At 57.8% G+C, this 20,802-nt stretch carries 17 protein-coding genes; 13 read left to right on the top strand and 4 right to left on the bottom strand.

Features of this window, described 5'->3' with window-relative positions:
- From DXB98_RS05890 to DXB98_RS05850, 9 genes are all read left to right on the top strand, one after another.
- On the top strand, positions 1 to 873 hold an 873-nt coding region (locus DXB98_RS05890), incomplete at its 5' end, for a MurR/RpiR family transcriptional regulator (protein ID WP_233505106.1).
- An 824-nt stretch (positions 874 to 1,697) separates the two neighbouring features.
- Positions 1,698 to 3,236, top strand: a complete 1,539-nt coding sequence (locus DXB98_RS05885; protein WP_117743464.1) for an ATP-binding cassette domain-containing protein — start codon at positions 1,698 to 1,700, stop codon at positions 3,234 to 3,236.
- 361 nt (positions 3,237 to 3,597) lie between these two features.
- Positions 3,598 to 3,921, top strand: coding sequence for a hypothetical protein (locus tag DXB98_RS05880; RefSeq protein WP_117734898.1), 324 nt, complete (start codon positions 3,598 to 3,600; stop codon positions 3,919 to 3,921).
- Between the two features lie 154 nt (positions 3,922 to 4,075).
- On the top strand, positions 4,076 to 4,291 hold the full coding sequence (locus tag DXB98_RS05875) for a hypothetical protein (RefSeq protein ID WP_117743463.1): 216 nt from the start codon (positions 4,076 to 4,078) through the stop codon (positions 4,289 to 4,291).
- A gap of 447 nt (positions 4,292 to 4,738) precedes the next feature.
- Positions 4,739 to 5,683 (top strand): hypothetical protein, encoded by a 945-nt coding sequence (locus DXB98_RS05870; RefSeq protein WP_147330301.1) that lies wholly within the window; start codon positions 4,739 to 4,741, stop codon positions 5,681 to 5,683.
- 169 nt (positions 5,684 to 5,852) lie between these two features.
- A complete protein-coding gene (locus DXB98_RS05865) occupies positions 5,853 to 6,374 on the top strand; it encodes a Rep family protein (RefSeq protein WP_117743461.1) in 522 nt (173 codons plus the stop codon).
- 63 nt (positions 6,375 to 6,437) lie between these two features.
- Positions 6,438 to 7,043, top strand: coding sequence for a hypothetical protein (locus DXB98_RS05860; protein ID WP_117734894.1), 606 nt, complete (start codon positions 6,438 to 6,440; stop codon positions 7,041 to 7,043).
- Between the two features lie 72 nt (positions 7,044 to 7,115).
- The gene (locus DXB98_RS05855) at positions 7,116 to 8,321 is read left to right on the top strand and encodes a site-specific integrase (RefSeq protein WP_199407132.1); all 1,206 of its coding nucleotides are present in this window, start codon (positions 7,116 to 7,118) and stop codon (positions 8,319 to 8,321) included.
- A 161-nt stretch (positions 8,322 to 8,482) separates the two neighbouring features.
- Complete coding sequence (locus DXB98_RS05850) at positions 8,483 to 8,929, top strand: low molecular weight protein-tyrosine-phosphatase (RefSeq protein ID WP_117743459.1); 447 nt, start codon at positions 8,483 to 8,485, stop codon at positions 8,927 to 8,929.
- Positions 8,930 to 9,099: 170 nt separating this feature from the next.
- Here DXB98_RS05850 and DXB98_RS05845 read toward each other — a convergent pair whose 3' ends face one another.
- Positions 9,100 to 9,429, bottom strand: a complete 330-nt coding sequence (locus DXB98_RS05845) for a TIGR04076 family protein (protein ID WP_117743458.1) — start codon at positions 9,427 to 9,429, stop codon at positions 9,100 to 9,102.
- Positions 9,422 to 10,246, bottom strand: coding sequence for a PfkB family carbohydrate kinase (locus DXB98_RS05840; protein ID WP_117743457.1), 825 nt, complete (start codon positions 10,244 to 10,246; stop codon positions 9,422 to 9,424). Before DXB98_RS05840 ends, DXB98_RS05845 begins: the two co-directional genes overlap by 8 nt.
- A gap of 521 nt (positions 10,247 to 10,767) precedes the next feature.
- Here DXB98_RS05840 and DXB98_RS05835 point away from each other — a divergent pair.
- The 3 genes from DXB98_RS05835 to DXB98_RS05825 are packed head-to-tail and all read left to right on the top strand — an operon-like array spanning position 10,768 to position 15,023.
- The gene (locus tag DXB98_RS05835; protein WP_117743456.1) at positions 10,768 to 11,274 is read left to right on the top strand and encodes a MarR family winged helix-turn-helix transcriptional regulator; all 507 of its coding nucleotides are present in this window, start codon (positions 10,768 to 10,770) and stop codon (positions 11,272 to 11,274) included.
- Positions 11,267 to 13,111, top strand: coding sequence for an ABC transporter ATP-binding protein (locus DXB98_RS05830; RefSeq protein ID WP_233505105.1), 1,845 nt, complete (start codon positions 11,267 to 11,269; stop codon positions 13,109 to 13,111). Before DXB98_RS05835 ends, DXB98_RS05830 begins: the two co-directional genes overlap by 8 nt.
- Complete coding sequence (locus tag DXB98_RS05825) at positions 13,104 to 15,023, top strand: ABC transporter ATP-binding protein (RefSeq protein WP_117743455.1); 1,920 nt, start codon at positions 13,104 to 13,106, stop codon at positions 15,021 to 15,023. The genes DXB98_RS05830 and DXB98_RS05825 overlap by 8 nt, the downstream gene beginning before the upstream one ends.
- 671 nt (positions 15,024 to 15,694) lie before the next feature.
- On the opposite strand, the gene DXB98_RS05820 is transcribed toward DXB98_RS05825, so the two are convergent.
- Positions 15,695 to 16,156: a LysR family transcriptional regulator gene (locus DXB98_RS05820; RefSeq protein WP_117743454.1), complete on the bottom strand. Its 462-nt coding sequence runs from the start codon at positions 16,154 to 16,156 to the stop codon at positions 15,695 to 15,697.
- Positions 16,157 to 16,945: 789 nt separating this feature from the next.
- Between DXB98_RS05820 and DXB98_RS05815 the strand changes: the two genes are divergently transcribed.
- A complete protein-coding gene (locus tag DXB98_RS05815; RefSeq protein WP_117743467.1) occupies positions 16,946 to 19,093 on the top strand; it encodes a Tex family protein in 2,148 nt (715 codons plus the stop codon).
- Positions 19,094 to 19,977: 884 nt separating this feature from the next.
- On the opposite strand, the gene DXB98_RS05810 is transcribed toward DXB98_RS05815, so the two are convergent.
- Complete coding sequence (locus tag DXB98_RS05810) at positions 19,978 to 20,682, bottom strand: transaldolase (protein ID WP_233505104.1); 705 nt, start codon at positions 20,680 to 20,682, stop codon at positions 19,978 to 19,980.
- Between the last annotated feature and the right edge of the window lie 120 nt (positions 20,683 to 20,802).

Raw genomic sequence — 20,802 nt, 5'->3', positions numbered from 1 at the left:
GTTCGGATAAAGTTGATAATCAAGGCATGGGCAATTGGCGATCTTGACCGATTACCGATTTCTCACCTGGCTACACAAAGCGGTACCATATGTACGACGAGGTGCGAGGGGCTGGAACATCTTATGAAAGATCAAGCATCTTTTTATGATCATGTGCGGGCTGGCGAGAGCAAGCTCAACGATCTCGAAAGCGAGATCATGCGCTACATCATCGAGCTGCGTGATGATATTGACGATGTCACGCTTAAGAGCGTTGCTGAACGGTTCTTCGTCGCTCCCAATACAATCGTCAGGCTTGCTCATAAGCTTGGCTTCTCGGGGTTTACGGAGCTCAAACAATCGTATTCCGCCTCGCTCGATCGCAATCGATTCACTATCGAGGCACTTCCTCTTGATACCCAGCTCGTACAGACCAAAGATCTGCTTAACGACCGAGTCATCGATTCGGTTGTGAGTCTTATCCAGGACGCCTCGCATATCGTGTTCTTCTGCTCGGGCTTTTCGAAATACCCGTGCCTCGAGATGGCTGAAAAGCTCAAAATAATGGGCAAGAACACCGATACGCTCAGCGAACGCCATGTCATGAGGCATTACGCAGAACTGCTTGGCAAAAACGACCTGGTCTTCAGCGTTTCCGTAAGCGGCGAGACGCAGGTGTCTATTGACGCCACATCGATAGCCAAAACGCGCGGATGCAAGGTCGTCACACTCACCGGCTTTTCTCGAAATTCTCTCTCGAAACTAGCCGACTACCCTATCTACACCGTGCAAAAAGAAATCCGCTTGGGCAGCATGGACCTCGACAGTCGATTAATGTTCTATTACGTTTTCGAATTGATATTTGAGCGCTACTTCAAACTGGCCAAGAAATAAAACTCTGTATGCGCCCGGCTTCGACTCTTTAGCAGCCTTCTATATGAAAGGTATCGTTCTATGCAACGCGTACTGTTTATCTGTCATGGGAATATCTGCAGATTCAGAAAAATGCCTAGCTAGTTAGGATCCCGGCGAACCATATCGCGTACCTTACGACGTTTTTACGACTTTGAGCCCCAATGCGATATTGCCGTGATGGAGAAAAGCAACTCCTTTCGCCTTTCCCCAGTAGCTGAAGAACGGAGAATCGAGCATAAGCATTCCTTTCCGGTCGTCTCAAACCTCTGCAATTTGGAGGGTAAATCGCGAAAGCTAATATCTCAAACACCAGAAAAATCAAGTCGATGACCTCGCTCAACATTCACGACGACCACCATCGCATGCTAGTTACAAGAAGCGGATGCACTAGTATTCTTTCAATCGACTTGCAAACCCCTTCAAGCGTCCAACGCAATGGCGTGCTTTCAGACGCAACGCCTCCTTGCGTCCGCATTATTGCTTTGTTAGACTCTACGGAAGAATTCAGCGCAGGCCCATATGCCAAGCCAGCGCCCCGGAAAGGAAAAGGATTCGTGAAGCTGTAGACGATACATATCGACGCCAATTTGCAAATTGCCATCTATCCAAGAATAAATCTGGCTGCACATTTGTCGTATCGTCTTTTCACTGATCCTCGTATATCCTAAACACTACCTTTGCGAGCATTGCCGTCGACTCATTTTCTTTCAGCTTGACTCGAGTCGACGGGCGTTCACGTTGGTCGGAACGAGCCAATCAGAGCATATGCGGCAAAACGCGGCCTCCCATGCCGAGGAGGCACAATGTCAAGAACCAATTTGAACAGCTCCACCACCCTCGTTCTTTCCCATATTACTTATGCATATCCTGGCAGCGCAATGCCCGCACTCGACAACGTGTCGGCGACATTTGCCCCCGGCTGGCACGGCATCGTCGGAGACAACGGGTGCGGGAAATCAACTTTCGTCCGCATTGCGTGCGGACTTCTGATTCCAGATCGCGGCGTCGTTTCACCGCGTCTCGTCTCCGCATATTGCGCGCAAGAAGCCGGAGTCGAACCGCCCATGCTCTTCGATTTTGCGTGCGACTTCGCCCCGGCGACCACGCACCTCAGAAGGATGCTCCGCATCACCGATGATATGCTCTGGCGTTTTTCCGAGCTCTCCGGTGGCGAGCAGAAGAAAATTCAAATAGCCGTCGCGCTTTGGCAGAATCCCGATCTTCTGGCAATGGATGAACCGACTAACCATGTGGACGCAGAATGCAGAAGGCAGATTTGCAAAGCACTCGCCGAGTACAAGGGTATTGGCCTCCTCGTCTCGCACGACCGTGCGTTGCTCGACTCCTTGGCAAAGGACTGCCTGTGCTTTGAGTCGGGGCACGTCACCATGCGCCCCGGCAACTACTCCCAAGCTCGCTCGCAGGCGAATCTGGAGCGCGAAAGCGCGGCGCGGGCCAAATCGATTGCGCGATCCGAAGAAAAGCGCATGAAGGCTGAGTATATCAGGCGCGTTGAAAACGCCTCACGGTCCGCATCCAAGAGAAGCGCCCGTCATGTCGATCCGAAGGATCACGACGCGAAAGCACGAATCAAACTCGCCATTCTCACTGGCAGAGACGGCGTTGCGGGCAAGCTCGCTTCGCGCATGGACTCCCGAATCCAGCGCGCGCAAGCCGCCGTCGACGCCCACCATGTCGAAAAGCGCTACGAAAGCACCTTGTGGATGGAAGCGCAACCCAGCCCGCGCAAAACACTGATTCACGTCAGCTCAGATCGCATACCGTGCGGCCCGAGGCAATCTTTGCGGGTTCCCGAGATTTATCTGGGAAATACCGATCATCTGGGCATAAGCGGCCCCAACGGAGCGGGGAAAACAACACTGGTCAAGCATATCCTGGAGATATTGGAAGGCCGCAAGGCCACGGGATTGGACATTCGCACGCTGTATATCCCTCAGGAAGTCGACGATTCATCCTCAATTGAATTCCTCTCGGAAATCAAGGACCTGCCCCAAGCCGAACGTGGAGCCCTGCTTTCGATCGTTGCGCAACTCAATTCGGATCCCGAACGAATATTGTCCGGCGAGAACATCAGCCCGGGGGAGCTGCGGAAGCTCATGCTCGCCCGCGGTATACTAGATGCCCCCGAAATCATCGTCATGGACGAACCCACGAATCACCTGGACCTGCACTCGGTGGAGGCACTCGAGCGAGCGCTTTCCGCCTTTCCCGGCGCGCTTGTTTTGGTGAGCCATGACGAGCAGTTCCTCTCGGCCTCATGCCCCCTCCGCTTGGATTTGGCCCCAGAAGAGGAGCACACTATTGGTCAGCCCCTCCTCTAGCGCTCAGGCATGTCTTCTGCAAGCCGCCTTCTTCTGATATCCCCTCCCCCGTTTTGCAAGCAACTCAGCGCAAATGGCCCATCCCCCTCAGCCTGAAGGCTCAGCGACACCAACGATACCGACGATTCAATATCTGGATGTCCATATTTGCCCCATCTGGGTGATTATTAAATTGTGTTTGTTCCGTGATTGAATACTTTGTCATCATTACGCCCCACTTCTTCTCATCAGAGGACGTCGAGAACGACAGGTCCTTGCGAAATAATCCCAGCTCAGAAGCTTATGGCATGATGTGCTCACCGAGTGCTCGATGACGATTGACGAATCGTCGGTAATATCCAATTTTAGGAAAGAGGTGTGTATGACCCGACCGAAGATCATGCGCGGACCGTTTGAATGCGGCTCCATCTCAACAACCAGTACGGCAATGTCGTCTATAAAGGAGTCTTCGGCGAGCATGCCGACTTGTTCTGAACGAGCTGTTCGACATGCCCTGAAGGCCGAAGAGATGTTCTCTCGCGTCATGTATCGCCAGATTCTTTGTGCCCACACGAAGCTCCATGGGGCAATGTTTGGGGACGATGATCTTCATGCCGCAACAAGAAATGTCGAGGAGATCTTGCGCAACGTCCTGCGCCTCTATCTCGATGTCCACGGCGAGCCGCAACGCGGAGTCAGCAAATAATTGGATTGAGAGGAGTTCGAGTATGAGGAAATTGAATCAGTTTATGAAGTTCGATTGGGAAGCTTTTGCGAAAGGCAAGCGTTTCCTTTGTGTCGGAGGTGGTAAATGGGTTGATTAAAACACCAAAGAGCATCGCGGCACCAAGATCGACGTGGTGATCACAACCGATAACACGCAGTATCACCAAAACGAAGGCGAGGTGGTCAGCAATCGTTTCGAGAAGCTTTCCATCAAGGTTTCGAATGATATCGAGATTCCCGTCAATCAGCACGTCATTCCCACCGGCGTGGTCGCAAAGGTTTACGGTGATTATCGCAACCAGTTGTCCATCACGGCGGACGGCATTACCGTCATCCCCGCGAAGGGCTAGGTGATTGTGGTGCGTTACTCCAGTGGCGCACCGGCGATCGTGTATTCGACCCCCAGCGCAAAGCTTTGTGTGCTGGGGGTCGCTTTATTTGCGGTCGCCGCGTGCGTTTATTGCATCGGGCTATTCGTGAACACCATTCTTGCGCCCATCGCCATAGAGCCCAGTACGGTGATGGCGTTTGGCGGCAACCTTACCTCCGCAGCGGCCACTCTTAGCCTCGCTGGGACCATGTTGTTTGCGGGAGGGATCACACATTACGTCATGCTATCTGAATCAACACGGTTGCATGCACGCATTAGGAAGGGGCTCTTTGATCCACGTTACGGGAATCCTCTACACCTGCGAGAAGGCGAGCTTCTTCCCGACATCTCTTGCAAAGAGACGGCTCCTGGACAGTTCGAGCTCGCCATCTCAACCTCATCCTCAACGGCAGAAGAAATATCGAAGATGGGACCTAGCATTAGCTCCCGACTTCGCGGAAGGTTCTCCCGCTACGCCGTCGTACTTGCCGAAGCAGACGTCGCATGCAATCAAGTGACCTTCTTCCTTGAAGATGTGACGTTGCATCGAGAGATCAAGGCATCGCGTGTCGAGGATTTGTGCCCGGCGAACGCCTACGAATTCCGCGTTCAAAACGGCACGAGCATCGACCTCCGCACCTCCGGTTCCATGCTCATCGCTGGAAAGACCACGGGCGTGATCGCCCTCTTGCTCCAAGCCCTGTTGGCTGGTCCTGACGGACACGGATCGCAAGTCCTCATCATAGACCCCAAGCAGGCCGAGCCCTCCCGACTTCCTCGCGTGGTTTCACTGAATGCTGACGGGGACGCTCGCGCAATCCTGTCTGCGTTATCACGGTTCGCCGACAGCATCAAAGAGCGACAGAGCTTCCTCAACGACAGGTCGACAGAGACGGGAGACGCCGTGCACTGGTGGGATGCGGGGCTTCACGTTTCGCTTCTCTTCATGGATGAGTACGTGGCACTCCGCACGCTGTTTCCCAAGCGCGCGAGCAAGGAGGACCCCGATTACTGCCTCGCGACGTTTGATGGGCTGGTGAAGCGCATCGTAACGATGGGGGCGAGCGCGGGCTGCTACGCCATCATCTCGATCGCCGAGGCGTCTGTTGAGGAGGGGGGCTTGCCGTCGATGCTGCGCTCGGCGTGCAGCACCCGCGTCCTCTTCAAGCCGACGCTTCCCGAGGCGCGGCTCATATGGGGCGCGGAACGCCTGCTCGACCTCGGTGCACCTCGCACCTTCTCCCCGGGCGACGCTTGGTTCAGCAGTACGGACGGGGCGCACGACCGCATCGGCTTTGTGCATTTTCCGATCATGGACTTCCCCGTGTACCGCGAGCTTGGGCGGCTCCTTGACCTGTACTTCAGAGAATAACCACCGCGGGGTCCGCTTCGCGCAGCAAAAGCGGACCCCGTCGATTGTTCCATTACTTGAAATTCTGCTCATTTATGCGCCTTGGGGAGCTTGTTATCCCAAGGCGCACCCTCGGGCGCGTTCCAAAATCGTCCCGAAATAGCTCATTTACGAGAAAGGACTCGGAACCATGACCAATTCTCTGCCCATGAAGACCCGCGCGATGATGTACGAGCAGCAGCTCGATCACCTGCCCCGTCTTGTGGACGAAATGTACCGAAGAATCGAAACACTCGCCCCGAAGCGCTATGCGGGCATCGTGCACGACAGCGACACGACGGACGCGGGACGTCCGGCAGCCGCGCATCTTCACGTGATGATGGAGTTCCAGAATCCGCGCTCGCTCAATAGCATCGCGAAGCTCCTTGGAGATAAACCTGAGCGCATCGAGGCTTGGAAGGCAGGTGTGGAAAACGGTTTTTCCTACCTGTGCCACAGAACGGATGGCGCACGATCCAAGCATCAGTACGACCCCAAAATCGTGCGCTCCAATTTCGATTACCCAGCGCTACTTGCTTCTATTGAGTCGCGCGTTGCTCGAACGAGGTCCCATAGCAGCATCAAAGTCCTTCTCGATGACCTTCTCGAAGGTCGTATCGACAAGGAGTCCTTGATCTCTCAGCTCTCCGGATCCGAATATGCCCGGACATAGCGTCAGATCGAAGACGTTTATGCACGCCGCCTTCAGGTTCAGGCCCGGGAATGGCGGGGGTTGATGCTCAAGGGCGAAAGAAGGGTGGAATCAGTTTGGATCTTCGGGCCTGCTGGAACGGGGAAGTCCACCCTCGCAAAGCTCTATGCGAAGCGGAAGGGCGAACCGTTCTTCGTCTCTGGATCTACGAGAGACATCTTTCAGGGGTATGAGGGCAAGCACACGGTGATTCTTGACGAACTTCGTCCCTCATCCATCCCCTACGCCGACCTGCTTCGCATCACGGATCCCTATGCGATGGAGCATGAGGTGATGGCACCGTCCCGATATTCCGACAAAGCGATAGCCGCCGATCTCGTAATCGTCACGACGCCCTACAGCCCCTTGGAATTCTATGGAGAACAGATGCGCCGATCCGCGACTTATCGTCCGCAAAACGATGTCGACGGATTTGGTCAACTTGAGAGGCGCCTCTCCGTCGTTGCGGAGATGCAGACGAGGGAGATCTGTCTCTCTGAGTTTAGGCACGATCTCGACGGATACTGGCCGGTCGAAGGTTCCTCTCGTACAAACCCATATTCGAGTTATGCGCGAGGACTCGCCCCCTCGTCCTGCGCCAACGCTCTTTATAAAGAGCTTCTCGACACCGTTTCGCACTTGACAGCTTAACCAATCGGGCCCCGTGCGATAATCTTGAAATATCGCATCAGGGCTCTTTTCTGAACAGGAAGGAGCCTGCTAGTGACTGTGAGAAAAGACAGCAAAGGGCGAATCCTCAGACGCGGGGAAAGCCAGAGAAAAAACGGCCGTTACTGCTTCAAGTATGTGGATGCAAGAGGTAAAACGCGGAGCGTCTACTCGTGGACCTTGACAACTCATGATCTAACTCCGAAGGGGAAGAAAGCCAGTCCGTGCTTGCGCGCGTTGGAGCATGAGATCCAGCGCGATCTGCTTGATAAGGTCGCGCCGAACAATATGACAGTCTACGAACTCGCATCTCGTTACACTGAAACAAAGACTGCCGTGAAACAATCCACTCGAGCCGCCTACAAGACAATCCTCAATTTTCTTGCTACAGATGAATTCGGCTCGCGACGAATATGCGGTGTCACCTCCCTTGATGCCAAGGAATGGCTCATCAACCTGCAAAAAATCCACGGCAAGCGCTATAGCACAATCCATAGCATCCGTGGTGTTCTGAGACCGGCGTTTCAACTGGCAGAGGAGAACAGCCTGATTCGCCGAAATCCCTTCTATTTCGAGCTCGCAACGATACTGACAAACGACATGGTTACACGCAAGGCCTTGGCCACTAACCAAGAACGCAGATTTCTTGCTTTCGTGGAGGGCGATGAACACTTTCACCGCTATCGTGACGCCATCTACATCCTTCTAAATACGGGCCTGCGCATTTCTGAATTCTGCGGTCTTACCGTCGAAGACCTTGATTTCAAAAACGGAAGCATTCGGGTAAACAAGCAACTTCAGCGGACCAGCAACATGCGATACTACATCGAACGTCCCAAGACGGAGAGCGGGATCCGCTATGTTCCCATGACTCAAGCCGTGACAGAGTGTTTCAGGAGTATCCTTGCGCAACGTCTAAAGCCTTCGAGTGAGCCGGTCGTTGACGGTGTTAGCGGTTTTCTGTTTCTTGATAAAAACGAGATGCCGCGTGTTGCCCTGCACTGGGAGAAGTACTTCCACCACGCGATAGAGAAACATAATCGCATCTACAAGGATGAGCTTCCCAAAATCACACCACATGTCTGCCGACATACCTTCTGCTCGAAGATGGCACGCAGGGGAATGAACCCTGCGAAGCTAAAATGCATCATGGGCCACTCCGACATCAACGTGACTTTTAACACATACACCCATCTTGATTTCGACGACGTCAGAGAGGATATGCTGAAAATTGGATGCAAAGGACGGTCAACATTGTGACAACAAGTCGTAAACCCTCGTTCTTTACGACAATTCTTACGACGCTGGAAAGAAGAATAATCCGCTCATTTATGAATCAATTTGATATTCTGTCCTTGACGAGGGATCAAAAAGCAGTGCGATTATCTGCGAAAACTCTGATATTCGAGAGGTTTTAGCCAATGCGCAAAATCCTATTTGTCTGTCATGGGAACATCTGTCGCTCGACGATGGCTGAGTCGGTGTTTGCCGAGCTGGTGCGCCGTGCTGGGCGCGAGGCGGAGTTCGTCATTGATTCTGCCGCGACCTCGACCGAGGAGATTGGCAACCCTCCGCATCATGGCACCGTCGCCAAGCTGCGCGAGGTCGGGATTCCCGTCGTTGCGCACCGCGCGCGCCAGGTTCGTCGCGCGGAGTATGGTGACTGGGACCACATCGTCTATATGGATGCCGAGAACGCGCGCGGCCTGCGTCGCATCTTCGGCGACGATGCCGACGGCAAGATTTCGCGGCTGCTGGATTGGACCGATCGCCCCGGCGACGTCGCCGATCCCTGGTACACCGGCAACTTCGATGCCACCTACCGCGATGTGCTCGCCGGCTGCACGGCCATGCTCGAGCAACTGTAGGCGCCCGGGCGGCGCGGATGCGTGAGCCACGCCATCGGCATAAAATGAGCGTGGATAATCTCCCGCATACAAATTGAGCGTGGATAATCTCCCACTTTGAACGCAAAACGGCGCTCTAAACGGGAGATTATCCACGCTCATTATCTTGGTGGGAGAAAATCCACGCTCGATTACTCGTCGACGATCTCGGCGAGCCAGACGTTCAACGTATCGACCTCGGGGCAGCAGAACTTTGCCGTACCGGGCTCGTTGCCGGGCACGGTTCCGCCGTAGCGCAGGATGTCGATATAGGGAAAGCCCACATGGCAGGCCATGGAGCACATCTTGCCGCGATCGCGGTCGAAGTCGAAGACGTCGCCGGGCTTGTGGCCATGGTGGCAGCGGCACGTGCCCAGCTGGTCCACGCAGCTAATGCGGATACGTGGGCGCTTGCCGCGTGGCGCGCCGAGCAACTTGCCCTCGCTCGCGGGCTCGGGGCCGCTTTCGCTGGCGCTACTCATGGTCGATCACATCCAGGCAGGCCTCGATGGGCAGGCCGGCAGACTTGTCCTCCTGGTCAGCGTTGCGCTCGATAAGCTCGGCCACCACACGCATGGCATCGGCCGTTGCGTGCTGCAGGCTCCAGCCAGCCATAACGCGACCGACGAGCACCGCCGAGAACGTGTCACCGGTGCCCGGGAAATAGACCGGGATCAGGTCGAAGGGAATCGTGAAGTACTCCCCCGCCACGTGGTCGTAACCGATGACGGCGTTCGTGCCGTCGACCACAGCGCTCGTAATGACCACCGACTTGGCGCCCAGCGCGCGCATGGCGTCCACAAGGGCGTGGGCCTCGTCAGGCGTGATTTGCTCGGCAATGGGCGTGTCGGTGAGCAGGCACGCCTCGGTATAGTTGGGCACCGCATAGTCGGCGCACTCGAGCAGATGCCTCATGAGACCGATCGTGGACTCGGGCACACCGGCGTAAAGTTTGCCGTTGTCGCCCATGATGGGGTCGACGAATACCTTGGTGCCCTTTTGCGCGCGGCGGTGGCAAAAGTCTGAGATGATGCGCGTCTCTTCTTCGGTCACGATAAAGCCAGTGGAGATGGCGTCGAACTCAAAGCCGAGCTCTTCCCAGATGGCGAGACTCTGACGCACGTACTCCGTGGTGTCGTGGATGTAGAACTTGGGGTAGTTGAGCGTATCGGACACAAGCGCCGTCGGCAGGTTATGGATACGGTAACCCATGTGCGACAGCACCGGCAGCATGGCGGAAAGCGCGACCTTGCCGTATCCGCACATATCGTTGATCAGCAGCAGCTGAGTGTTCTTCATGAGTGTCCCCCTTGGGTCGGGCGCGGCGCGGCGGCGCCACAGTGCGACTAAGTGTAGCGCAGGGAACGCTACGGACGAAAGCTTGCGCCGTGGAGGACAGTTTGTTGCGGAAAGGTTTCGGAAACGAGGGGCTAGCCTGCTTCATTGCGGCCCATTCGCCGCCACTCATTCAGTGCCATTTCAAAACTACACCGGATTACGGGGCTGAACCTGAATGAGTCAACCACACCCTCTATTTTCAAATCATAGCAAGCCTTCTACCTGCGGTTTTCTTTTTACCAATTTCGGTATGGTCGACAATCCGCAGTTCAGCCCCGTAATCCGGCATAGTTTTGAAGTTAGTCATTGGGGACGTTCTTAAATGACTAGTCAAACAAGAACGTCCCCAACGACTACCCCGATGTTTTGCGGCGCCGTAACTAAATAAGTTTGGTACCTTGACATTCTTGTGTGGCACTCCTAGATTAGTTAGGCACAAAACAATTCCACTACCTAACTAAAGAAAGGAGCGATACGAATTCATGTGCGATGAACCCCTTAACCTTCGCCCGCATGAGCCCGGCGGCGATCCTTCGGAGCCGGCAGACGTGCCCGAAGCAGTTAACGGCGAAGACAAGCTCGCCAAGCGCATCCTGAGCGGCCTGGGTTTTTGCGGCCATTACATGCATTTTCATGGCGGAGGCGTGTCCGGCAAGGCGCCCATCATCTGCCTGCTGGCCAAGCAGCCCGGCGGCGAGATGTCGCAGCAGGAACTCGGCATGCACTTTGACCTCAAGCCGGGGTCGCTTTCCGAGATCCTGTCCAAGCTCGAGGTCAACGGCCTCATCGAGCGCAGTCGCAATCCCAAAGACCGGCGACAGCTCACCATTCGCCTGACCGAAACCGGCCGGGAAAACGCCCGCATCGACCAGGCGGCCCGTATTCGCTTTAGGGAGCAGGCCTTTAGCGCACTTACGCCCGACGAGCGCGAACAGCTCGCCGAAATGCTCGAGAAAATCCGTGTAACCTGGGAGGAACTGGATGATTAAAACCCTCATGGGCAGCATCCGCGACTATATGAAAGTCACCGTCGCCACGCCGTTGCTCGTGCTTGGCGAGGTGCTCTGCGAGATGCTGATTCCATTTATCACCGCCAACCTGATCGATGCCATCAAAGACGGCGCCACCGTAGCCGAGATGCTTCCCACCGCGGGCCTTTTAGTGCTCATCGCGCTGACATCGCTTGCTTTTGGCGCCGCGGCCGGCGTCACCTGCAGCCATGCGAGCTGCGGCTTCGCCAAGAACCTGCGTCACGACCTGTTCTACAAAATCCAGACGTTCAGCTTTGCCAACATCGATGAGTTCTCGAGCTCATCGCTCGTCACGCGCCTGACCACCGACATCAACAACGTGCAGCAGGCCTTTATGATGATCATCCGCATCGCCGTGCGCTCGCCGCTGGTGCTGATCTTCGCCTTTACCATGGCGTTTATCATGGGCGGCAGCGTCGCCATGGTCTACCTGGTCATCATTCCGCTTTTAGGCTTTGGCCTGTTCTTCATCATCTTTAAGGCGCGCCCCATCTACTCGCGCGTGTTCCATAAGTACGACACCCTCAACGAGTCCATCGAGGAGAACGTCACCGGTATGCGCGTGGTCAAGAGCTATGTGCGCGAAGACTTTGAGAAGGGGAAATTCGCGACCGCCGCGCGCGACGTCCAGATGGACTTCACCCGCGCCGAGAAGCTGCTCGCCTTTAACAACCCCATGATAAACATCTGCGTCAACGGCGCGTTTGTCGTCATTATCTACCTGGGCTCCAAGGTCATCATCACGAGCCAGGGCACGCTGTTCGACGTGGGCCAGCTGTCCTCGACCTTTACCTACGGTTTCCAAATCCTCATGAGCTTGATGCAGCTGTCGATGATCTTTGTCATGGTGACCATGGCCGACGAATCGGCGCACCGCATTACCGAAGTGCTGGCCGCCGAGCCCACGATCGCCGATCCCGCCGAGCCCGTGCTCGAGGTTGCCGACGGCTCCATCGACTTTGACCACGTGAGCTTTAAGTATTCCGAGCATGCGGAGCGCCAGGCGCTTGACGATATCGACCTGCACATTGTAAGCGGCGAGACCATCGGCATCATCGGCGGCACGGGTTCTGCCAAGTCCACGCTCGTCAACCTCATCGCCCGCCTGTACGACGCCACCGAAGGCACCGTGCGCGTGGGCGGCGTGGACGTGCGCGACTACGACCTGGACGCGCTGCGCCACCAGGTCGCCATGGTGCTGCAGAAAAACGTGCTGTTTAGCGGCACCATTGCCGAGAACCTGCGCTGGGGCGACCCGAATGCCACCGACGAAGAGGTTCGCGAGGCGGCACACCTGGCCTGCGCCGACGAGTTTGTCGACGGCTTCCCCAAGGGCTACGACACCTGGATTGAACAGGGCGGCTCCAACGTCTCGGGCGGCCAGAAGCAGCGCCTGTGCATTGCGCGCGCTCTGCTGCGTCGCCCCAAGATCTTGATCCTGGACGACTCCACCAGCGCCGTCGACACCAAGACCGACGCCAAGATTCGCGCAGGACTGGCAAGCTATCTGCCCAACACGACCAAGCTCATCATCGCCCAGCGCATCAGCTCCGTGCAGGACGCAGACCGCATCATCGTCATGGAAGGCGGCCGCATCGCGCAGATCGGCAACCATGACGAGCTGCTCAAGACGAGCGAGATCTACCGCGAGACCTTTACCTCGCAAAACAAGATGTCTACCGAAGGTGTGCAAGACGCCGACAACGTCTCCGGCGACGCGGCCACGGCGGCAGACAACACCGATGCGACCGCAACGCAAGCTCAGACCCAGGAAGGAGGCGAGGCACATGAGTAAGGCCGCTACCGCCGAGCGCGCGCTCAACCGCAAGGGCGGCACCATGCCGCGCCTCATCAAGACGCTCTTTGGCTTCTATCCCGTGCTTTTGCCCCTCGTCGTCGCCGGCGTGGTGCTCTGCGCCATCATCAACTCCATCGGCGCGACCTTCCTTCAGAGCGCCCTGCAGATTATTAGCGAATCGTGGCAGTCGGGCGACTGGGAAGCCGCGCAGCCCAAGATCGCACAGCTCGTGACCACCCTCGCCTGCATCTACGGCGTCGGCGTCCTGTCCTCGCTCTTCTGGAACCGCGCCATGGTCATCGTCACGCAGGGCTCGCTGGAAAAGCTGCGCGAGATGATGTTCGACCGCATGCAGGACCTGCCGATCCGCTACTTCGACACGCACCAGCGCGGCGATATCATGAGCCATTACACCAACGACATCGACACGCTGCGTCAGATGATCAGCCAGTCGCTGCCCAACCTGCTCATGACAATTATCATCATCGTCACGGTGTTCTTTATCATGCTGTACTACAGCGTGTGGATGTGCCTGGTCATCGTAGCAGGCGTCGCCTTTATGACCTTTATGACCAAGCTGCTCGGCTCCAACTCCGCGCGTTTCTTCATTGCGCAGCAGACCGAGCTCGGCGTGGTCGAGGGCCATATCGAGGAAGCCATGAACGGCCAGAAGGTCGTCAAGGCGTTCTGCCACGAGTCTGCCGCCGAGGCCGATTTCGACGAGCGCAATGAGAAGCTCTTTGAGGTCTCGCAGAAAGCCAACATGTACGCCAACATCCTCATGCCCATCCTTATGAACCTGGGCAACCTGCTCTACGTGCTGGTGGCCCTTGCCGGCGGCATTTTCCTGGCGCTGGGCGTGCCCAACCTGAGTATCTCGGGTATGGCGCTGTCCATCTCCGTCGTGGTGCCGTTCCTTAACATGACCAAGCAGTTCTGCGGACAGATCGGCCAGATCTCGCAGCAGATCAACGCCGTGGTCATGGGCCTCGCCGGCGCCGACCGCATCTTTGAGCTCATCGACGAGGAACCCGAAGCCGACGAAGGCTACGTGACGCTCGTCAACGCGCAGGTGAACCCCGACACCTGGCAGCTCGAGGAGGCCGACCACCACACCGGCATGTGGGCGTGGAAGCATCCGCACCGCGCGACCGGCGAGATCGACTACGTACCACTGCGCGGCGATCTGGTCATGGACAACGTGGACTTTGGCTACACGCCCGACCACGAGGTGCTGCACGGCGTATCCGTATACGCCAAGCCGGGTCAGAAGGTCGCGTTTGTCGGTGCCACCGGTGCCGGCAAGACCACGATCACTAACCTCATCAACCGCTTCTATGACATCGCCGACGGCAAGATTCGCTACGACGGCATCAACGTCAACAAGATCCGCAAGGCCGACCTGCGCCGTTCGCTGGGCGTCGTACTACAGGATGTAAACCTGTTCACCGGCACCGTGATGGACAACATCCGCTACGGCAACCTGAGCGCCACCGATGACGAATGCATCGCGGCGGCAAAGCTCGCAGGTGCGGACGACTTTATCACCCGCTTGCCCGACGGCTACGACACCATGCTCACCGGCAATGGCGCCCAGCTTTCGCAGGGCCAGCGCCAGCTGATTTCAATCGCACGTGCCGCCGTCGCCGACCCGCCGGCGATGATCCTGGACGAGGCAACGTCGAGCATTGACACCCGCACCGAGGCTATCGTGCAGGCGGGTATGGACAAGCTCATGGAGGGTCGCACGACATTTGTCATCGCGCACCGTCTCTCCACCGTACGCAACTCCGACGCGATCATCTGTCTGGACCACGGTCGCATCATCGAGCGCGGCAACCACGACGAGCTGATCGCCAAGCGCGGGTACTACTACCAGCTGTACACGGGTGCGTTTGAGCTGGAGTAGGTAGGTTTGTTTCACGGAGGACCCCCAGGCGGGCCGGGGTGTAACCTCCGTGCTCAAACATTCTCGCTGCGCTGCGAAACTGCGCGCGGAGGTTACACCCCGGCCCGCCTGGGGGTCCTCCTGCGCGCAATCAGCCCGTCGTTTAGAACGGAATAAAGTAAGTGAGGCCCTGGCCGATTGGCCAGGGCCTCGTTTTTTAAACTGCACAAGGGCGGATTCGGCTGGTGAATTATCGGCCCAAAAATCGCTCTGGATCCTCGAGGATCTTGGGGAGCGATTCGACCGCATAGAGGGGCAAGTCGATGATTGCGCCATCCCGAGATGGTTTACCCGCCGAGAAACGAATGGCCAAATCATAATCAAATCGTTTAATACTCGCCGCTCAGCTTTTCGCCTTAAGGTTGGTCCCCGACTTCACCTCGACGGGAACCGCACGCCCACTATGGGTTTTGGCAATTATCATAGGGATACGGCAACAAGACATGCCAGTTTTCATAGGCTAAACAACCATAGATATGGCGGCTTTCATAGGGAAAGCAAGCTTTTTTGGGCTATTTTCTTACGTTTTTTCCGGACGGGGATTTAATCATCATTGTGTACCGAATGATTATTCAATCCCCGTCCCGGAAAAATCATCCTCAAGTAGCTAAAAAAGCCCCGTCCTAAATTAGCTACTTGAGGAGTTGGGCCATGGCGTTGACGAATTTTTGGACTTGGAGGGTGGGCTCGAGCGGGTAGTGCAAGTAGACCGGCACCTCGCGGCCGCACAGGAACGGCACGCCCACAAAGGCCGGGTGCACGCCCGTCCACATCGACAGCGTCTGGCGCCCCGGGCACATCATCGACACGCCCAGGCGCACGGCGCCGCCATCGCCCGCCGCGCGCCGGGCGCGACGCAACGCATCCTCAGACTGGCGCATGATCGAGCGTGCGTCGTCCACCAGCAGAGCACCCGCCGGCGTCACTTTGACGCCCGAATGTGAGCGCTCGAACAACGTGATGCCAAACTCGGCCTCGAATCCCGACACCTGCTTGACGAGCGCCGGGGTCGACACGCGCAGTTTTGCCGCGGCGCGCGAGAAGCTTCCCAGCTCCGCGGCGGCCGTTATGGCCTCGAGTCGTCGATCGTACACGTCAGTCTCCCGTTTCCAGACGTATGGTCATACGCCGCCGAAGGGGGTTGTTTTGGCAGGTCACACACTCAATTAAGAACAAATCGTCTTGCAAGCTATAAACCACAGGTTTACGCCATTCTAACAAATATGCAATTCACCTGCGCAAATTCAAAGCATACGATAACCAGCGAAAACCACGTGGGTCGATTAATGGGAGCGACCCACTGGGAGGCACAAGAAGGGAAGTTCCTATGAGCAACTGGCTTAAGCTCGATCGACGCCGACGCTTACTTCATCGGCGGCACTAAGGGCGCCCTGTCGCTGCCCCGCCTGCACCAGTTCTCCTACGACGGCACCTCCAACTGGCACAAGCCGCTGCAGATGGAGATTCCAGCCGTGGACCCGGCACTGCCGCACAAGATGCAGCTCAAGCACTTTGTGAAGGTTGTCCGCCGCGAGGTCGAGCCCGTCGTGACGCCGGTCGACAACGTCAAGACGCTCACGCTTCTCAACGCCATCAAGGAGGCCGCCAAGACCGGCCAGCTCGTCGAGCTGTATGCCTTAAGAGCGGGCCGCGGCAAACTCCCCGCCGAGCGTCTCGGCCCGCCACCAACAAGCCCCTCTTCTTTGCCCCGCGAGCAGCCTCCTGCCCGCGGGGTATTTTGCTACGTTGCCGACGTTTTTTTCTGGGGCGGGGGGGCTATTTCGCACCTCGGCTTGGTTCGTTCGCCCCAAAACAGTCTTTTGGGACAGGTGGTATCCTTGGTAGCCCTGTGTCGCAAACGCACCTTAAACGCAAGGAGTCCCATGGATCTTATCGCCCAGCTCGCCCGCGAGCTCAACCTTAAGGCCGCCAACGTCGAGGCGGCCGTCAAGCTCATCGACGATGGCAACACCATCCCCTTTATCTCGCGCTACCGCAAGGAAGCCACGGGTGGCATGGACGACGTCGCCCTGCGCGCACTCGACGAGCGCCTGTCCTACCTGCGCAATCTTGAACAGCGCAAAGAGGACGTCATCCTGCTCATCGATGCCCAGGGCAAACTCACGCCCGAGCTTGAGCAGCAGATTCGCGAGGCCACGCAGCTCCAGCGTGTCGAGGACCTCTACAAGCCCTTCCGCAAAAAGCGCATGACTCGCGCGCAGAAGGCCCGCGAGGCCGGCCTGGAGCCACTCGCCAACATGATCATCATGCAGGCCTCGGCCAAGGGCAGCGCGCTCGACACCGCCGCGGCATACGTCAACGAGGAGGCCGGCTTCGACACGCCCGAGAAAGCGCTCGCCGGCGCCGCCGACATCGTGGCCGAGACGGTGGCCGAGGACCCCGAGAACGTCGCCGACCTGCGCGCCTTTATGCAAAACACCGCCGACATCGTCGTCGAGGCCACCGACCCTGCCGAGAAGACCCCCTATGAGCCGTACTACAACTTTGACGAGCCGCTGCGCCATATTCCCAACCACCGCGTGCTGGCTATCGACCGCGGTGAGCGCGAGGGCAAGCTCCGCGTGCGCGTGAACGTCGACGGCGCTGCCGCCACGGCACGCCTCGGCAGCCGTTGGCCCCGACGCCAGGGCGTGTTTGCTCCCATCTTCGATGCCGCCATCGCTGACGGTTACAAGCGCCTCATGGCCCCCTCGCTGGAGCGCGAGGCCCGCGCCAAACTCACCGTTCGTGCCCAGACCGAGGCCATCAACGTCTTTGCCAAGAATCTTGAGGGCCTGCTCTCGGCACGCCCCGTCCGCGGCGCCCGTGTGCTCGCGCTCGATCCGGGCTACCGCACCGGCTGCAAGGTCGCCGTCATGGACGAGACCGGCAAGCTGCTCGACCACAGCGTAGTCTACCCCACCAAGCCGCGCCACGACGTCGCCGGCACTAAGCGCGAGCTCGCCCGCCTCGTCAAGAAGGACGGCGTCAACACCATCGTCATCGGCAACGGCACCGCCAGCCGCGAGACCGAGGAAGTCGTCTCGGAGCTCATCGCCGAGCAGGCGCCTGGGCTGCGATACACCATCGTCAACGAGGCCGGCGCGTCGGTGTACTCCGCCTCCGAGCTCGCCAGCCAGGAGTATCCCGACCTGGACGTCACCGTGCGTGGCGCCATGAGCCTGGGCCGCCGCCTGCAGGACCCACTGGCAGAACTCGTCAAGATTCCGCCCCAGTCCATCGGCGTTGGCCAGTACCAGCACGATCTTGACCAGGCCGAGCTTTCGCGCACCCTGGGCCACGTGGTGGAAGACGTCGTCAACCGCGTGGGCGTCGACGTAAACACCGCAAGCGCGAGCCTGCTGGGCTACGTATCGGGCATCACGCCGAGCGTAGCCAAAAACATCGTGGCATACCGCGAGGAAAACGGCGCCTTTACCGATCGTCGCCAGCTTAAGAAGGTTCCCAAGTTAGGACCCAAGGCATATCTCAACGCCGCGGGCTTCCTGCGCATCAGCGGCGGTAAAAACCCGCTCGATGCGACAAGCGTCCACCCCGAGAGCTACGAGGTGGCCACGGCCGTCCTGGAGCGCGCCGGCGTTGCGGCAAGCGAGCTCAGCCGCGGCGGCGTGCCCGACATCGGGCGCCGTCTGGGCAGCATCTCGGCGCTGGCAAGCGACCTGGACTGCGGCACCCTGACGCTCATCGACATTGTCAACGAGCTCAAGAAGCCCGGCCGCGACCCGCGCGACGACGCACCCGAGGTGGTCTTTAGCCGCTCGGCGCTTTCCATCGACGACCTGGAGTCCGGCATGGAGCTCAAGGGCACGGTGCGCAACGTCGTGGACTTTGGCGCCTTTGTCGACGTGGGCGTGCACCAGGACGGCCTCGTGCACATCTCCAAGCTTGCCAACCGCTTCGTCAAGCACCCGAGCGACGTGGTGCGCGTCGGCGACACGGTCAAGGTGTGGGTCGAGAAGGTCGATCGCGACCGCAAGAAGATCTCGCTCACCATGGTGCGGGGCAAATAAGCCGCTGCAGGCGCTCGGCGGGTCCCATTCCGCCGAGCGCCCCTCCTTCTAAAACGATTTGGCGATATCCCGAAGTGCGAGACACCGTTTCCTCTAATCCTCACCTGCAATTTTTGAGATATTCGGCCTCACTGGGCCGCGATAACACCTCTTCAAAGTGCAAGCTCAACAAATAGGCGTCAGATATTCCACAAAAGTCCCATATCTGCACCCGCAGAGGTGCGGTACGGGACGTTTTTCAGCCATATTGGCAATCTTGACGGCACCCTGAGACCGAATATCTCGATTTTTGTTGGTGGGACACTTATGGGCACGAACCGCAAAGACCTCGTTTGCCCAGTAGAGCTGTTCAACCACGTCAAGTATGAGATCTTACATGCGCGGAACAAAGGATAATCGAAGGGTCTTGGGCGACTTGCGCGTCGCCCCGAACACATAGCCGGCAGGGTCCTTTGCCTTGGCGATGACTGCCAACTCGGGGCCGGATCGTTTTCGATACTTGATAGATATGGATTAGAAGATCATTAGATTACAGGTTGATCCATGATGCGGAACCGCGTTGTCCACGCGATGCCGCCGGAGCCCACGCCGCCGTCCGAGGTGACGCCGGACGCGTAACACGAATCGTCATCCGGCGAACGAAGCCGCCAGTGGCACGCGGCGTTGCCATCCGAGCCCAGCCCCATTACTGCCCGAGACAGTTGGCGGGGTAACGCTGTCGACCCCCATCGGAATAAAGGTAGCGATTCAGCTCAGGATCTACCGACGGGTTCGTGTCGGCAGCCCCGGCCTTTCCTTTGCCTAGCGCGACCCTCGCGAAGCGCGTGAGCGATAGGGAAAGGAAAGGCCGGGGCGAACAATCCGCGGCGCAGCCAGTGTTCGCGTTACGGCAGGATATGGAAACCGAGCGCCGCGATATCCTTGGCAAAGCCGCGCACGGTATCGAGCGAAACCTCGTACGGGTCGCGGCCGATGTTCTTGCGCTTGGCCAGAATGCTGTTGGGCACCGTGATGATCTGGCAGCCGCAGGCCTGCGCCTGGTAAATGTTGATAAGCTCGCGCGTGGATGCCCACAGAACCTCGCAGTTGGGCTTGGCGGCGGCCTTCTTGACCGACTCCGTCATAAACGGAATGGGATCGACGCCGGTGTCGGCGATGCGGCCGGCAAAGAGCGAGATGATGGACGGCGTCTCGGCGTCGACGGCGTCGACCATCTCGTCAACCTGCGCGGGCGTAAAGATGGTGGTGACGTTGACCTTGATGCCGTCGGCGGAAAGCTTGCGCACCAACTCGGCCGTGGACTCGCCCTTGGTGGTCACGCACGGAATCTTGACATAGACGTTCTCGGCCCAGGCAGCGATCTCGCGGGCCTCGATCTCCATGGTCTCGACGTCGTCGGCAAAGACCTCAAACGATACGGACGCATCGGTGATGTGGGCCAGGACCTCCTTGGCAAACGCGCGGTAATCCGTCACGCCGCCCTTCTTCATAAGGGACGGGTTGGTCGTGAAGCCCTGAACGTTGCCGTTCTCGTACATGTCGAGCATGCCCTCGAGGTTTGCACCGTCAGCGAACACCTTGATTGCCATCTGCCTGATTCCTTTCGTTAGCATACGGGCGTGGAACTGCTAAACACTTTATCTACGTTTATCAAGGCGTGAGCTGCGGTTTTTTATCTTCTCGGCGAACGGTATAAACGCCTTAGCGTT

It is taken from the genome of Collinsella sp. OM07-12, from assembly GCF_003438275.1.
In the GTDB taxonomy this organism is placed as follows: Bacteria; Actinomycetota; Coriobacteriia; order Coriobacteriales; family Coriobacteriaceae; genus Collinsella.
This window is presented reverse-complemented; position numbering and strand designations above follow the sequence as displayed.

What these genes read in the sequence shown, in the direction of transcription:
- DXB98_RS05835 (WP_117743456.1), top strand. Translation starts at nt 10,768, where the DNA reads ATGTGCGATGAACCCCTTAACCTTCGCCCGCATGAGCCCGGCGGCGAT.
- DXB98_RS05815 (WP_117743467.1), top strand. Translation starts at nt 16,946, where the DNA reads ATGGATCTTATCGCCCAGCTCGCCCGCGAGCTCAACCTTAAGGCCGCC.
- DXB98_RS05825 (WP_117743455.1), top strand. Translation starts at nt 13,104, where the DNA reads ATGAGTAAGGCCGCTACCGCCGAGCGCGCGCTCAACCGCAAGGGCGGC.
- DXB98_RS05845 (WP_117743458.1), bottom strand. Translation starts at nt 9,429, where the DNA reads ATGAGTAGCGCCAGCGAAAGCGGCCCCGAGCCCGCGAGCGAGGGCAAG.
- DXB98_RS05870 (WP_147330301.1), top strand. Translation starts at nt 4,739, where the DNA reads ATGGGACCTAGCATTAGCTCCCGACTTCGCGGAAGGTTCTCCCGCTAC.
- DXB98_RS05860 (WP_117734894.1), top strand. Translation starts at nt 6,438, where the DNA reads ATGCTCAAGGGCGAAAGAAGGGTGGAATCAGTTTGGATCTTCGGGCCT.
- DXB98_RS05810 (WP_233505104.1), bottom strand. Translation starts at nt 20,682, where the DNA reads ATGGCAATCAAGGTGTTCGCTGACGGTGCAAACCTCGAGGGCATGCTC.
- DXB98_RS05865 (WP_117743461.1), top strand. Translation starts at nt 5,853, where the DNA reads ATGACCAATTCTCTGCCCATGAAGACCCGCGCGATGATGTACGAGCAG.
- DXB98_RS05880 (WP_117734898.1), top strand. Translation starts at nt 3,598, where the DNA reads ATGACCCGACCGAAGATCATGCGCGGACCGTTTGAATGCGGCTCCATC.
- DXB98_RS05885 (WP_117743464.1), top strand. Translation starts at nt 1,698, where the DNA reads ATGTCAAGAACCAATTTGAACAGCTCCACCACCCTCGTTCTTTCCCAT.
- DXB98_RS05830 (WP_233505105.1), top strand. Translation starts at nt 11,267, where the DNA reads ATGATTAAAACCCTCATGGGCAGCATCCGCGACTATATGAAAGTCACC.
- DXB98_RS05850 (WP_117743459.1), top strand. Translation starts at nt 8,483, where the DNA reads ATGCGCAAAATCCTATTTGTCTGTCATGGGAACATCTGTCGCTCGACG.
- DXB98_RS05840 (WP_117743457.1), bottom strand. Translation starts at nt 10,246, where the DNA reads ATGAAGAACACTCAGCTGCTGCTGATCAACGATATGTGCGGATACGGC.